Origin of the sequence: Citrobacter sp. RHB25-C09 (assembly GCF_013836145.1) — a bacterium.
In the GTDB taxonomy this organism is placed as follows: Bacteria; Pseudomonadota; Gammaproteobacteria; order Enterobacterales; family Enterobacteriaceae; genus Citrobacter_A.
The window spans coordinates 1,905,190-1,917,908 of the sequence record NZ_CP057483.1 but is presented as its reverse complement, the minus strand read 5'-3'; the positions used below and the strand labels follow the sequence as shown (position 1 = coordinate 1,917,908).

At 50.9% G+C, this 12,719-nt stretch carries 13 protein-coding genes; 9 read left to right on the top strand and 4 right to left on the bottom strand.

Annotation, left to right across the window (positions count from 1 at the left end; all coding sequences use genetic code 11):
• Positions 1 to 20 precede the first annotated feature (20 nt).
• Both gapA and HVY19_RS08885 read left to right on the top strand, forming a co-directional pair.
• Positions 21 to 1,016, top strand: coding sequence for a glyceraldehyde-3-phosphate dehydrogenase (gene gapA, locus HVY19_RS08890; protein WP_012132666.1), 996 nt, complete (start codon positions 21 to 23; stop codon positions 1,014 to 1,016).
• A gap of 198 nt (positions 1,017 to 1,214) precedes the next feature.
• Positions 1,215 to 2,099: a D-hexose-6-phosphate mutarotase gene (locus HVY19_RS08885; protein WP_181683942.1), complete on the top strand. Its 885-nt coding sequence runs from the start codon at positions 1,215 to 1,217 to the stop codon at positions 2,097 to 2,099.
• 100 nt (positions 2,100 to 2,199) lie between these two features.
• On the opposite strand, the gene HVY19_RS08880 is transcribed toward HVY19_RS08885, so the two are convergent.
• Together HVY19_RS08880 and HVY19_RS08875 are read right to left on the bottom strand one after the other, a co-directional pair.
• Positions 2,200 to 3,054: an aldo/keto reductase gene (locus HVY19_RS08880; RefSeq protein ID WP_181683941.1), complete on the bottom strand. Its 855-nt coding sequence runs from the start codon at positions 3,052 to 3,054 to the stop codon at positions 2,200 to 2,202.
• Positions 3,055 to 3,144: 90 nt separating this feature from the next.
• Entirely contained in the window at positions 3,145 to 3,891 is a 747-nt protein-coding gene (locus HVY19_RS08875; RefSeq protein ID WP_181683940.1) for a MipA/OmpV family protein, read from the bottom strand.
• 697 nt (positions 3,892 to 4,588) lie between these two features.
• Here HVY19_RS08875 and yeaG point away from each other — a divergent pair.
• The 4 genes from yeaG to HVY19_RS08855 all read left to right on the top strand — a co-directional run bounded on the left by yeaG (position 4,589) and on the right by HVY19_RS08855 (position 10,179).
• Positions 4,589 to 6,523 (top strand): protein kinase YeaG, encoded by a 1,935-nt coding sequence (yeaG, locus tag HVY19_RS08870; protein WP_181683939.1) that lies wholly within the window; start codon positions 4,589 to 4,591, stop codon positions 6,521 to 6,523.
• Between the two features lie 205 nt (positions 6,524 to 6,728).
• Positions 6,729 to 8,012: a YeaH/YhbH family protein gene (locus tag HVY19_RS08865; protein WP_181683938.1), complete on the top strand. Its 1,284-nt coding sequence runs from the start codon at positions 6,729 to 6,731 to the stop codon at positions 8,010 to 8,012.
• A 130-nt stretch (positions 8,013 to 8,142) separates the two neighbouring features.
• Complete coding sequence (dgcJ, locus tag HVY19_RS08860) at positions 8,143 to 9,636, top strand: diguanylate cyclase DgcJ (RefSeq protein WP_181683937.1); 1,494 nt, start codon at positions 8,143 to 8,145, stop codon at positions 9,634 to 9,636.
• Between the two features lie 39 nt (positions 9,637 to 9,675).
• Entirely contained in the window at positions 9,676 to 10,179 is a 504-nt protein-coding gene (locus HVY19_RS08855; protein ID WP_181683936.1) for a YbaK/prolyl-tRNA synthetase associated domain-containing protein, read from the top strand.
• A 4-nt stretch (positions 10,180 to 10,183) separates the two neighbouring features.
• Here HVY19_RS08855 and yoaI read toward each other — a convergent pair whose 3' ends face one another.
• The gene (gene yoaI / locus HVY19_RS08850) at positions 10,184 to 10,288 is read right to left on the bottom strand and encodes a small membrane protein YoaI (RefSeq protein ID WP_181683935.1); all 105 of its coding nucleotides are present in this window, start codon (positions 10,286 to 10,288) and stop codon (positions 10,184 to 10,186) included.
• A gap of 208 nt (positions 10,289 to 10,496) precedes the next feature.
• Here yoaI and HVY19_RS08845 point away from each other — a divergent pair, with 208 nt between their 5' ends.
• Positions 10,497 to 10,943, top strand: a complete 447-nt coding sequence (locus HVY19_RS08845; RefSeq protein WP_181683934.1) for a DUF441 domain-containing protein — start codon at positions 10,497 to 10,499, stop codon at positions 10,941 to 10,943.
• Positions 10,944 to 10,979: 36 nt separating this feature from the next.
• On the opposite strand, the gene HVY19_RS08840 is transcribed toward HVY19_RS08845, so the two are convergent.
• Entirely contained in the window at positions 10,980 to 11,687 is a 708-nt protein-coding gene (locus HVY19_RS08840; protein WP_181683933.1) for a CTP synthase, read from the bottom strand.
• A gap of 151 nt (positions 11,688 to 11,838) precedes the next feature.
• On the opposite strand from HVY19_RS08840, the gene HVY19_RS08835 reads away from it, so the two are divergent.
• The gene (locus HVY19_RS08835; protein WP_181683932.1) at positions 11,839 to 12,348 is read left to right on the top strand and encodes a DUF523 domain-containing protein; all 510 of its coding nucleotides are present in this window, start codon (positions 11,839 to 11,841) and stop codon (positions 12,346 to 12,348) included.
• The gene (locus tag HVY19_RS08830) at positions 12,332 to 12,685 is read left to right on the top strand and encodes a DUF488 domain-containing protein (RefSeq protein WP_181683931.1); all 354 of its coding nucleotides are present in this window, start codon (positions 12,332 to 12,334) and stop codon (positions 12,683 to 12,685) included. The genes HVY19_RS08835 and HVY19_RS08830 overlap by 17 nt, the downstream gene beginning before the upstream one ends.
• Positions 12,686 to 12,719: the final 34 nt, after the last annotated feature.

Sequence of the window (12,719 nt, the reverse complement as noted above, 5' to 3'; positions counted from 1 at the left end):
ACAAATAGCTGGTGGAATATATGACTATCAAAGTAGGTATCAACGGTTTTGGCCGCATCGGTCGCATTGTTTTCCGTGCTGCTCAGAAACGCTCTGACATTGAGATCGTTGCAATCAACGACCTGTTAGACGCTGAATACATGGCTTACATGCTGAAATACGACTCCACTCACGGCCGTTTCGACGGTACCGTTGAAGTGAAAGACGGTCATCTGATCGTTAACGGTAAAAAAATCCGTGTTACCGCTGAACGCGATCCGGCTAACCTGAAATGGGACGAAGTTGGTGTTGACGTTGTTGCTGAAGCGACCGGTATCTTCCTGACTGACGAAACCGCTCGTAAGCACATCACTGCTGGCGCGAAAAAAGTGGTTCTGACTGGTCCTTCCAAAGACAACACCCCGATGTTTGTTAAAGGCGCTAACTTTGACAAATACGAAGGCCAGGACATCGTTTCCAACGCATCCTGCACCACCAACTGCCTGGCTCCGCTGGCAAAAGTTATCAACGACAACTTCGGCATCATCGAAGGTCTGATGACTACCGTTCACGCAACCACCGCTACTCAGAAAACCGTTGACGGCCCGTCTCACAAAGACTGGCGCGGCGGCCGCGGCGCAGCTCAGAACATCATCCCGTCCTCTACCGGTGCTGCTAAAGCTGTAGGTAAAGTACTGCCAGAACTGAACGGCAAACTGACCGGTATGGCGTTCCGTGTTCCTACTCCGAACGTATCCGTTGTTGACCTGACCGTTCGTCTGGAAAAAGCGGCTTCTTACGAAGACATTAAGAAAGCAATCAAAGCTGCTTCCGAAGGCCCGATGAAAGGCGTTCTGGGTTACACCGAAGACGACGTTGTATCTACCGATTTCAACGGCGAAGTTTGCACTTCAGTGTTCGATGCTAAAGCAGGTATCGCTCTGAACGACAACTTCGTGAAACTGGTATCCTGGTACGATAACGAAACCGGTTACTCCAACAAGGTACTGGATCTGATTGCTCACATCTCCAAATAAGTTGAGATGAGACAGTAATCTGTAAGAGCGACTATGGTCGCTCTTTTTTTTGCCTGAAGATACCCGTCATACTTCGAGTTGCAGGTGTGTTGGCTACGCTCTCTCACCCGAATCACTTACTATAGTAAGCTCATCGGGGTTCGTTCACTTGCCGCCGTCCTGCAACCCGAATTATTTAGGGTTAAAAAGGAATGCGTAATGATTAATAAAATTTTTGCACTTCCGGTAATCGAACATATTACCCCTGCTATCTCCCGTCGCCAGCTTGATGAGCTGGAACTGATCGTCGTCGACCACCCTCAGGTCAAAGCCTCTTTCGCCTTACAGGGCGCGCACCTGCTCTCCTGGAAACCCGCCGGAGAAGCTGAAGTCCTGTGGTTGAGTAATAATACCCCGTTTAAAAATGGCGTGGCGCTGCGCGGAGGCGTTCCCGTCTGCTGGCCGTGGTTCGGCCCGGCGGCGCAGCAGGGTCTGCCCTCCCACGGTTTTGCCCGTAATTTGCCGTGGTCACTGAAAGCGCAAAGCGGTGACGACAACGGCGTCGCTTTGACGTTTGAACTGCAAAGCAGTGAGGCCACGCGTAAATACTGGCCGCACGAGTTCACCCTGCTTGCCCACTTTAAGATTGGCAAAACCTGTGAAATCGAACTGGAAGCACACGGTGATTTTGAAACGACCTCTGCCCTGCACACTTACTTTAACGTCGGTGATATTGCGGCGGTGAAAGTCAGCGGACTGGGCGAACGCTTCATTGATAAAGTGAACGATGCCAAAGAAGATGTCCTGGCAGACGGCATCCAGGCATTCCCGGATCGAACCGACCGCCTGTACCTGAACCCTGAAACGCACAGCGTTATTCATGATGCTGCGTTGAACCGTGATATCGATGTTGAACACCATTATCATCTCAACGTCGTGGGCTGGAACCCAGGTCCAGCGCTCTCTGTTAGCATGGGTGACATGCCGGATGATGGCTATAAGACGTTTGTGTGCGTCGAAACGGCTTACGCGACTGAACCGCAAAAAACCACCGCCGCGCAACCTTCTCGCCTTGCGCAAACCATTCGCGTAGCGAAGCGCTAATGTTTTGTTGGCCGGATAAGATGCGTTCGCATCGCCATCCGGCAAACATGCCCTGATAGCGGCTTGCGCCTTATCAGGCCTACGAAAACGACGAGAATTTTCACACCATATCCAGCGCCGTTTTACCTTTTGGCGCTGGATACGCTTTTTCTAATGCGGCAATTTCATCGGCTGCAAGTGTCACTGTCAGCGCCGCCGCATTTTCCTGTACATGCGCGATGCTTGCCGCTTTCGGAATGGCCATTACGCCCTGATGACTGATTACCCACGCCAGCAAAATTTGCGCCGCGCTGGCCCTGTGTGCGTGAGCAATCTCATTGACGACAGGATAGTTGAGCAAACCGCTGCGTAGCCGCCCGGCCTGCGCCAGGGGACTGTAGGCCATTACGGGGAGCTGGTGTTGCTGACACCACGGCAGCAGGTCATATTCAATACCGCGCGACGCCAGATGATAAAGTACCTGATTTGTCGCGCACTGCCTGCCGCCCGCAACCTGCCACAGCGCCTGCATGTCGTCATAATCGAGGTTAGACACCCCCCAGCGGCGGATTTTACCCTGGGCGATCAGTTTCTCCATCGCCTCCACGGTTTCCGTATACGAATAATTGCCTGACCAGTGTAATAAGTAGAGATCCAGATAATCGGTATTCAGACGCCGCAGGCTCGCCTCACAGGCGGAGATAGCCTTTTGCCCGCCCGCATTCCACGGATAGACCTTTGAGACCAGAAAAACGCGGTCACGCAAGCCCACCAGCGCTTCACCAACCACCTCTTCCGCACCACCCTCGGCGTACATTTCCGCGGTATCGATAAGTGTTAGCCCCTGATCCACCCCGGCACGCAGTGCGGACACTTCCGCCTTGCGGTGACTCGCACGCTCGCCCATATACCAGGTTCCCTGTCCAATAGCGGGAACCGCGACCTGTCCCGAAAAGACAATCTGTTTATCTGTCATCCTGTCCTCCAACGTTACGCACTACCGTAAAAGAAAACAGGGCCCAAAGGCCCTGTTTTGATGCATAAATTGTACTGTGAAGATGCACAATCAGAATTTGTAGGTGATCCCGGTGGAAATCAGGCCCGTCCAGGATTTGTCCACCATCGGGCTGTCGGTAATTTCATCCGACAGACGGCTGTAACGCGCCGTACCGTAAACGCTCCAGTCCCCGAGGAAGTTATAGTTGGCCGTCAACTCAAGGTATGGACTCCAGCTATCGTTCGGGTTATAGCCGCGCAGACCGCTCTGTGCCGATTCCTTACGTGAAACGCCATAGTAGTACTCGTTCTGGTTTTCACTGTTCCATTCCACACCCACGCCCGGCGTTAACGTCAGACCACCGTTGGTGTAGCGATACAGCCACGCCAGATCCCAGATAATCCCATTGCTGTTATCCAGCGTATCACCCGCCAGCGTTGTGCGCAGAAAACCGTAATCCGTATTGTGAACGTAAGTCAGGCCCGCCATCACGGTGCTCTTACGTTTGTCCAGACGGCGCAATTGAGCATCGTCGCTGTCGCCCGGTTTGAAATACAGCGGGGACCAGTACGCGGTGATCGACAGCTTATCCGCAGTGTCATTCCAAAGATAGTAGCCGCCGCCCAGACCGCGGAACCAGAAGCTGTCGCTCTCGTAGGTCACCACCGGAACGGGATAAACGTCGGTGTCATAGTCTTTATATGGGTGTTCAACCACACCCACACCTGCGCCCAGTGTCAGGTTGCTTTCAGCGTGAGCGACAGAAGCTGTCGTTGCGATAAAGACGCCAAGTGTCAGAAGTTTGAGTTTGGTCACAATCCATAATTCCTTTTCAAATGTTTAACGGCAAAAGTGTAACCGTCATCCGGTTACAACCCAACTTTTTTACAAATCCAGGTTGCATCCACGCTATCACTGTATAAAAACGGTACGATCGCGCGGTCGGCGGGATAACTCTGATTGCCATTAAGAATTTTACAAAAATAAAAGCGTTAATATCGTCGTTTTCCCGAGCATTCAGGAAACTTTGGCATTATTGGGTTGGAGGCATTACTTTCCAACTGCGCGCTAATCGACCGTAGTTTACGCCAGGTAAAATGACCGACTCCTACATTGAAGTCTGGAAAAAGTTACATCAGAAATTGTTGAGTACGGGTACATTATAAGCGTCATTCTTCCGTGACCATCGAGTTGCGGAAGCGCTTTCTCTGCCTGTAAAAATTTACCAAGATTTGAGTCAGGTCAGATATTGGTATATTCCCACGCGCAACCCCTCCAGTTCGAATAAAATCACCCGCAAAAGCAACATACTTAGATTTTCATGCTGACTTAGCGTTTATTTTTGAATATTGATCTGCCCAAACATTTCCGCCTAAAACTTGTAAATTCATTGAAACACGCTCATAACAAATAGGACGGAATCGCGTTTTATCAATCATGTAGTACACGCTAAAAGTGACTTTTGGAGCAAGTCCCTAAAATGTTCCCATAGATTACAATAGGACGGCATACCATGAATATATTCGATCACTATCGCCAGCGCTATGAAGCTGCCAAGGACGAAGAGTTCACACTGCAGGAATTTCTTGCCACCTGCCGGCAAGATCGCAGTGCCTATGCCAATGCGGCAGAGCGTCTATTGATGGCTATTGGTGAGCCTGTCATGGTCGATACTGCCCAGGAACCCCGACTTTCTCGCCTCTTTTCTAACCGGGTCATTGCACGTTACCCCGCGTTTGAAGAGTTCTACGGCATGGAAGAAGCCATTGAGCAAATTGTCTCCTATCTGAAGCATGCCGCTCAGGGACTTGAAGAGAAAAAACAAATTCTGTATCTGTTGGGCCCGGTCGGTGGCGGTAAGTCGTCGCTGGCTGAGCGGTTGAAGTCACTCATGCAGCTTGTACCTATTTACGTACTCAGCGCTAACGGAGAACGCAGCCCGGTTAACGATCATCCACTGTGCCTGTTCAACCCGCAGGAAGACGCAAAAATTCTCGAAAAAGAGTATGGGATCCCCTCCCGTTATCTCGGCACCATTATGTCGCCCTGGGCGGCAAAACGGCTGCACGAATTTGGTGGCGATATCACCAAATTCCGCGTGGTCAAAGTCTGGCCGTCGATCCTTGAACAGATCGCTATTGCGAAGACCGAGCCGGGCGATGAGAACAACCAGGATATCTCTGCGCTGGTGGGGAAAGTGGATATCCGTAAACTTGAGCACCACGCTCAGAACGATCCGGACGCCTATGGCTATTCCGGAGCGCTGTGCCGCGCCAACCAGGGGATCATGGAATTCGTTGAGATGTTTAAAGCGCCGATTAAAGTGCTCCATCCGCTGCTGACGGCAACTCAGGAAGGGAACTATAACGGCACTGAAGGCATCTCCGCCCTGCCGTTTAACGGAATTATTCTCGCCCACTCGAACGAGTCAGAATGGGTGACCTTCCGTAACAACAAAAACAACGAAGCCTTCCTCGACCGTGTTTATATCGTGAAGGTGCCTTACTGCCTGCGCATTTCTGAAGAGATCAAAATTTACGAGAAATTGCTGAACCACAGCGAGTTGACCCATGCGCCCTGCGCACCGGGAACACTGGAAACGCTGGCACGATTCTCGATCCTTTCCCGCCTGAAAGACCCGGAAAACTCGAGCATCTATTCCAAAATGCGTGTCTATGACGGCGAGAGCCTGAAAGACACCGATCCGAAAGCGAAGTCGTATCAGGAATACCGCGATTATTCAGGGGTTGATGAAGGGATGAACGGTCTGTCGACGCGCTTTGCGTTTAAGATCCTCTCCCGCGTCTTCAACTTTGATCATGTGGAAGTGGCGGCAAACCCGGTTCATCTGTTCTATGTCCTTGAGCAGCAAATCGAGCGCGAGCAGTTCCCACAGGAACAGTCTGAACGCTATCTCGAATTTCTGAAAGGCTATCTGATTCCGAAATACGCTGAATTTATTGGTAAGGAGATCCAGACCGCGTACCTCGAATCGTATTCGGAATACGGCCAGAACATTTTCGACCGCTATGTCACCTATGCGGATTTCTGGATTCAGGATCAGGAGTATCGCGATCCGGATACTGGACAGTTGTTCGATCGTGAATCGCTGAACGCGGAGCTGGAGAAAATCGAAAAACCGGCGGGGATCAGTAATCCAAAAGATTTCCGTAACGAAATCGTTAACTTTGTTCTGCGTGCCAGAGCGAATAACAGCGGACGCAATCCGAACTGGACCAGCTACGAAAAACTGCGCACGGTCATTGAGAAGAAGATGTTCTCGAATACCGAAGAGTTACTGCCAGTGATTTCGTTTAATGCCAAAACCTCAACCGATGAGCAGAAAAAGCACGATGATTTTGTCGACCGCATGATGGAGAAAGGCTATACCCGCAAACAGGTTCGCCTACTGTGTGAATGGTATTTGCGTGTGCGTAAATCGTCATGACAGCATAAATGACCCGGAAGATGTTATCCGTTTACCGGGCCAATAGTTCGTCTGTACGCAAAATCATTCAAGGTGTATCAAGGCGGCAAATAAGTGAATCCCCAGGAGCGTACACAAGTACGTGACTGGGGTGAGCGAATGCAGCTAACGCCGAGATAACTTGCAGGATGAAGCGTAAAGTTGGCAAATGCAGTACGGGGGGCATATGACCTGGTTCATAGACCGACGACTTAACGGCAAAAATAAGAGCACGGTGAATCGCCAGCGCTTCTTACGCCGTTATAAAGCGCAAATCAAACAGTCGATCTCCGAGGCCATTAATAAGCGTTCGGTGACCGATGTAGACAGCGGCGAGTCCGTTTCCATTCCCACGGAAGATATTAGCGAACCGATGTTCCATCAGGGGCGTGGCGGCCTTCGCCATCGCGTACATCCCGGCAACGATCATTTCGTGCAGAATGACCGCATTGAACGCCCTCAGGGCAACGGCGGTGGTTCCGGCAGCGGACAAGGCCAGGCCAGCCCGGACGGTGAAGGCCAGGATGAGTTCGTCTTCCAGATATCTAAAGATGAATATCTTGACCTGCTGTTCGAAGATTTAGCACTGCCGAATTTGAAGCAAAATCAGCAGCGACAGCTAACGGAGTATAAAACCCACCGCGCCGGTTATACCTCCAATGGGGTTCCGGCCAACATCAGCGTGGTACGTTCGCTACAAAATTCGCTGGCGCGGCGCACAGCAATGACCGCAGGCAAACGCCGTGAACTCCGGGCGCTGGAAGAAGATCTTGATATCATCAGTAAAAGCGAGCCAGCGCAGCTGCTGGAAGAGGAACGACTGCGCAAAGAGATCGCTGAACTGCGGGCTAAAATCGAACGCGTGCCGTTTATTGATACCTTCGATTTACGCTACAAGAATTATGAAAAACGTCCGGACCCTTCCAGTCAGGCGGTAATGTTCTGCCTGATGGACGTCTCCGGTTCAATGGATCAGTCCACCAAAGATATGGCGAAGCGCTTTTATATTCTGCTGTATCTGTTTTTGAGCCGGACCTATAAGAACGTTGAGGTCGTTTATATCCGCCACCATACTCAGGCGAAAGAAGTGGATGAGCATGAGTTCTTTTATTCGCAGGAAACCGGGGGCACTATTGTCTCCAGCGCCCTGAAGTTAATGGATGAAGTGGTGAAAGAGCGTTACGATCCTGCGCAGTGGAATATTTACGCAGCACAGGCGTCGGATGGCGATAACTGGGCGGATGATTCTCCACTGTGTCATGAAATACTGGCGAAAAATCTGCTGCCGGTGGTGCGTTATTATAGCTATATCGAAATTACCCGCCGCGCGCATCAGACGCTTTGGCGTGAATATGAACATTTGCAGGCGACCTTTGAGAATTTCGCGATGCAGCATATTCGCGATCAGGATGATATTTATCCGGTATTCCGCGAGCTTTTTCACAAACAAAATGCGACCAGTAATAGCTAATCATTGCCCAGCCAGGCCTCCCCTGGCTGGTTATTTTTCGTCCTAAGGCATTGATCGTCTTGTGGTCTATAGGTTGAATCTGAGCCGTGTGATAAAATGGATCATCTGATCTGGAGGATTGTTTTTCACCATGAAATTGCCTCATAAAGCGCTCAGGCTCTTTATTTCTGCAAGTGTTGTCCTGTTGACGTCTTCTTTTTTAATTTATGAATTGATTTCCAGTCATAAGGCCATGAGTGCCTATATGCGCTATATCATCGAAAAAGCAGACTCCTCTTTTCTGTATGAGAAATATCAGAACCAGGGGATTGCCGCGCATTTAATGCGCACCTTTGCCGTCCCCGCACGTCCCGTGTCGGCAGAGCAACGTGACGAAATATGCCGGGCCTTTGGTCACGTGAATAGCGTCTATGGGCTTAATCTCATCCGCCATAATTATTCCGCGCTCAGCGGTACGCTGCAAACTCCCTCGAATAATTGTGACGCTATCGTCAGTGACATTTTACTGTTACCTGCTTTTGATCGGGCGGTGGTGGTTAACCGCGATCAGGCGGACTACGGTAAAGGATTAGCAGCCTCCGCGCAGAATTTTCGGTATTACCTCGACCTGCAGCATCATTATATTTATTTCTCTGCGCTGATTAATACCCATCAGTTTGCCATGCACCACTGGACGTTTTTGCAGCAAGGTCTGCTGGGCATTCACAAGGCGGATATCGATGGTTTATTTACGGGACACACCGCCCTTTCCAGCATTTATCAGGACGATCGCACCGAACTGAACGTGATGAGCTTTTTAACCCCGGTTTATCTGGAGGGGAAGTTAAAAGGTATGGTGATGGTCGACATCAATAAGCAGAATTTGCAGAATATTGTTTATACCCACGATCGCCCACAGGTCTGGCGTTATCTGGATGCCCGCCTGACGGATACCCATTCCGATAAGACCATTATTATTCACGAAAGTGAGAACGATCTTTTCCCCTACGTAAATTATGTCCGCGACCTTCCCGGCGGACTCCACGTCGAACTCTCACTCGATATTCTCTATTTTTTCGTCTCCTCATGGAAAATTTTCGTCTTCTTTTTGCTGGCAACCGCCCTGCTACTCAATATGGTCAGATTGCATTTTCGCCTCTACCACAATGTCACACAGGAAAATATTAGCGATGCGATGACCGGTTTGTACAACCGAAAAATATTAACGCCCACCCTCGAACAACGGTTACAACGACTGGTGAAGTCAGGAACTCCAGTAACCTTTATCGCGATTGACCTGGATAAGCTTAAAACCATTAATGATACATTGGGTCATCAGGAGGGCGATCTGGCAATCACGCTGTTGGCTCAGGCGATTGAGGCGTCGATCCGCAAAAGTGATTACGCGATCCGTCTCGGTGGTGATGAATTCTGTGTCATTCTGGTTGATGCGACGCCAGAGATGGCATCGCAACTGCCAGCCCGCATCGCCAGCCATCTCATTACCACCGCCCCGGAAAAACATCTGCGTTTTTCTTCTGGCAGTTACACAATGCAGCCAGAGGATACGCTGCATGATGCCTATAAAGCCTCTGACGAGCAGCTTTATTTTAATAAGCAGCAGAATCAATTGCGTTCATGTTAGGCTTGAAGCGTTATTTTTTCGCACAAAAAGGAGTGCAGGATGAGCGAAGTGACGACGGGCGTGATGACCCATCAACGTTTACTGGATTTATTGGCTCTGGAAGGTGCTCGCTTTCGCGTCATCAGCCATGAGGCGGTGGGCAAGTGTGAGGCGGTTTCCGAAATTCGCGGGACGGCGTTGGGCCAGGGGGCGAAAGCGCTGGTCTGCAAAGTGAAAGGAAACGGCGTGAACCAGCATGTTCTGGCGATTTTACCCGCCGACCAGCAGGCCGATCTCTCCCGCCTTGCCACCTTCCTCGGCGGCTTACGCGCTTCTCTTGCCAGTCCGGCAGAGGTTGATGCGCTTACGGGCTGCGTATTTGGTGCTATTCCGCCCTTTAGTTTTCACCCACAGTTGAAGCTTGTCGCAGACCCGCTGTTGTTCGAGCGCTACAGCGAAATCGCCTTTAACGCCGGGGTTCTTGATAAGTCGATCATCCTTAATACCGATGATTATCTGCGCATCGCACAGCCTGAACAGGTCGAATTTCGCCGCACCGCCTGAAGGCTCAGCTTCCGCGTTCTAAAATCAGAACGGAAATCACCAGCACTGCGGCGATAGCCAAAAAGGATGAGGTTATTATCAGCGTTTCAATAAACAGGTGATCGTTCATAGTAACATCTCGTGCCAGAAGATTTTATTGGCTTACGAGGTATTGATAGCTGACGAAGATGGCACTCTGATGACAATCGACCGCAGTTCACTTATTTTTCCCACTGTACATTTGCCTGAAATGCACATTTGAGACTAAAAAAGTCTGTTCGCCTCTGCGTTTGGGCGTAGAGTAAACAGGCTTAACTTTTTTTGGCAAGGAAACCACAATGTTTGATGTCACTCTGCTGATCCTGCTGGGACTGGCGGCTTTAGGCTTTGTCAGCCATAACACGACGGTCGCTGTGTCTATTCTGGTGCTGATTATCGTCCGCGTGACACCGCTGAATACTTTTTTCCCGTGGATTGAAAAACAAGGACTGACCATCGGGATTATTATCCTGACCATTGGGGTGATGGCCCCTATCGCCAGTGGTACGCTGCCCCCTTCTACGCTCATCCATTCGTTTCTTAACTGGAAATCACTGGTAGCGATTGCGATTGGCGTGGTGGTTTCCTGGCTCGGGGGGCGCGGCGTTACGCTGATGGGGAGTCAACCGCAGTTGGTTGCCGGTTTACTGGTTGGTACGGTGTTGGGCGTTGCATTGTTTCGCGGGGTGCCCGTCGGACCGCTTATCGCCGCAGGGCTGGTTTCGCTTATTGTGGGTAAGCAGTAGAAGGATCGGGGCAGGCTTTTAACCCTGCCCGTGTGGTTATCCGCGTGCTGCGCGCAGCATTGCCTGAACCAACGGAACCGGTTTACCCTCCAGCGCACCGCGCTCATGCTGGAACAACGTAGCGACAAAGAAAGGATGCGTGACCAGTTCTACGGCGCGAATATCGCCGTTTTCATCCCAGCCGGTAACCCGTAAATCGCCACGTTCCAGTTCAGCGGCAAAAGCATCCGCAATCCCGTAGCTGCAATGGTAGCCTTCGGTAATCGTGGGCTGTCCATACGCTTTCGCAATCAGCGTATTGGGACGCAGTTCAATAGCATCGGTTTTTTCCACCAGTGAACAGGCTAGCGGAGCGATCACCATCCGGCCGGAAGTGTCAGTTTCCGCATGTGCCGCATCCGTCCAGCCCAACACATTGCGCGCATATTCAAGGATCGCATGCTGAAAACCACCGCAGGTGCCGAGGAAAGGAATGCCGTTTTCGCGCGCATAGCGGATAGCGAGTAGCGCACCTTCGGTATTTTTATACGGACTGCCTGGTACTACCCAAAGGGTGTCGTATCCCACCAGATCTTCAGCACTGTTGATTTCGGTCGTCGCTAGCCAGTCATAGTCGGCAATTAAGTCCAGAACGGCTGCCGCATCATCAATAGCCAGAGGAATTGCCTGATGAGCTGCGACTCCGGCGTTGTAATCACCCACCAGTGCAATCCGCAGCGTATCTTTTACAGGGGATTTTTCCATGGAGAATTCCTGACGTCAGAGCAATGAATTAATGAAATATAAACGACTTAAGCCTACCGATCTTTTCCTGCTGTCACAATACCTTAATTTTGGGGTGGTTAAGTGCACAGTGCTATAGTAGTTGCTCTTCTGCTCAACGGTTTTTAACGCAATGAAAAGTAGAATTCTGGTTAGCGCTTGTCTGATGGGATATAACGTTCGTTATAACGGCAGCCATAAAGCGCAGTTGATGGCGACGCTTGCCGCTTTGCAGGATGAAAATCGTCTGGTCATTCACTGCCCGGAATTGGCTGCCGGCTTACCGACGCCGCGCCCGTCGGCGGAGATCGTTGGTGGCTCCGGCGAAGATGTGATGCAAGCTTGCGCCAGCGTGTGTGATGACTCAGGTCAGGATGTTACCGCACATTATCAGTTGGCGGCCTGGCTTGCCCTTCGTGCAGCGCAGGATGCCGGGTGTGAAGCTGCGCTATTAACTGACGGAAGCCCCACCTGTGGTTGCCAGACGATTTATGACGGCACCTTCAGCGGTCATCGTCATTCAGGCATGGGCGTTGCTGCCGCACTGTTAAGCCAACAGGGTATCCGCGTGTTTTCCGACCAGCAGCTCGATGCCTTTTTGGCCTGGATTGAGGAGAAAGACAGACATGAAAATTCACTGTAAACGCGTCTATGATCCGGCTGAAAATGATGATGGCTACCGGGTGCTCGTTGACCGGCTCTGGCCGCGTGGCATTAAGAAAAGCGATCTGCGCCTTGATGAATGGGCAAAAACCCTTAGCCCTTCCACTGAATTACGTAAAGCCTTTCACGCTGAAACGCTCGATTTTAATCATTTTTCCGAACTGTATCGCGCTGAGTTGGCCCAACAGCCCCTGGAAGGTAAACGCCTGTTAGGTATCGCTCGCCAACAGCCGCTAACCCTGTTGTATGCGGCAAAAGATACCCGGCAAAATCACGCCCTCGTTCTGGCGGACTGGCTTTCTGAACTCAACGACTAGCGGCCTTCTTTAATCACGACCGATTATCGCGTCG

Coding starts and splice junctions, on each gene's coding strand:
- HVY19_RS08885 (WP_181683942.1), top strand. CDS start 1,215: ATGATTAATAAAATTTTTGCACTTCCGGTAATCGAACATATTACCCCT.
- HVY19_RS08865 (WP_181683938.1), top strand. CDS start 6,729: ATGACCTGGTTCATAGACCGACGACTTAACGGCAAAAATAAGAGCACG.
- HVY19_RS08845 (WP_181683934.1), top strand. CDS start 10,497: ATGTTTGATGTCACTCTGCTGATCCTGCTGGGACTGGCGGCTTTAGGC.
- HVY19_RS08880 (WP_181683941.1), bottom strand. CDS start 3,054: ATGACAGATAAACAGATTGTCTTTTCGGGACAGGTCGCGGTTCCCGCT.
- HVY19_RS08840 (WP_181683933.1), bottom strand. CDS start 11,687: ATGGAAAAATCCCCTGTAAAAGATACGCTGCGGATTGCACTGGTGGGT.
- yoaI (WP_181683935.1), bottom strand. CDS start 10,288: ATGAACGATCACCTGTTTATTGAAACGCTGATAATAACCTCATCCTTT.
- HVY19_RS08835 (WP_181683932.1), top strand. CDS start 11,839: ATGAAAAGTAGAATTCTGGTTAGCGCTTGTCTGATGGGATATAACGTT.
- dgcJ (WP_181683937.1), top strand. CDS start 8,143: ATGAAATTGCCTCATAAAGCGCTCAGGCTCTTTATTTCTGCAAGTGTT.
- yeaG (WP_181683939.1), top strand. CDS start 4,589: ATGAATATATTCGATCACTATCGCCAGCGCTATGAAGCTGCCAAGGAC.
- HVY19_RS08855 (WP_181683936.1), top strand. CDS start 9,676: ATGAGCGAAGTGACGACGGGCGTGATGACCCATCAACGTTTACTGGAT.
- HVY19_RS08830 (WP_181683931.1), top strand. CDS start 12,332: ATGAAAATTCACTGTAAACGCGTCTATGATCCGGCTGAAAATGATGAT.
- gapA (WP_012132666.1), top strand. CDS start 21: ATGACTATCAAAGTAGGTATCAACGGTTTTGGCCGCATCGGTCGCATT.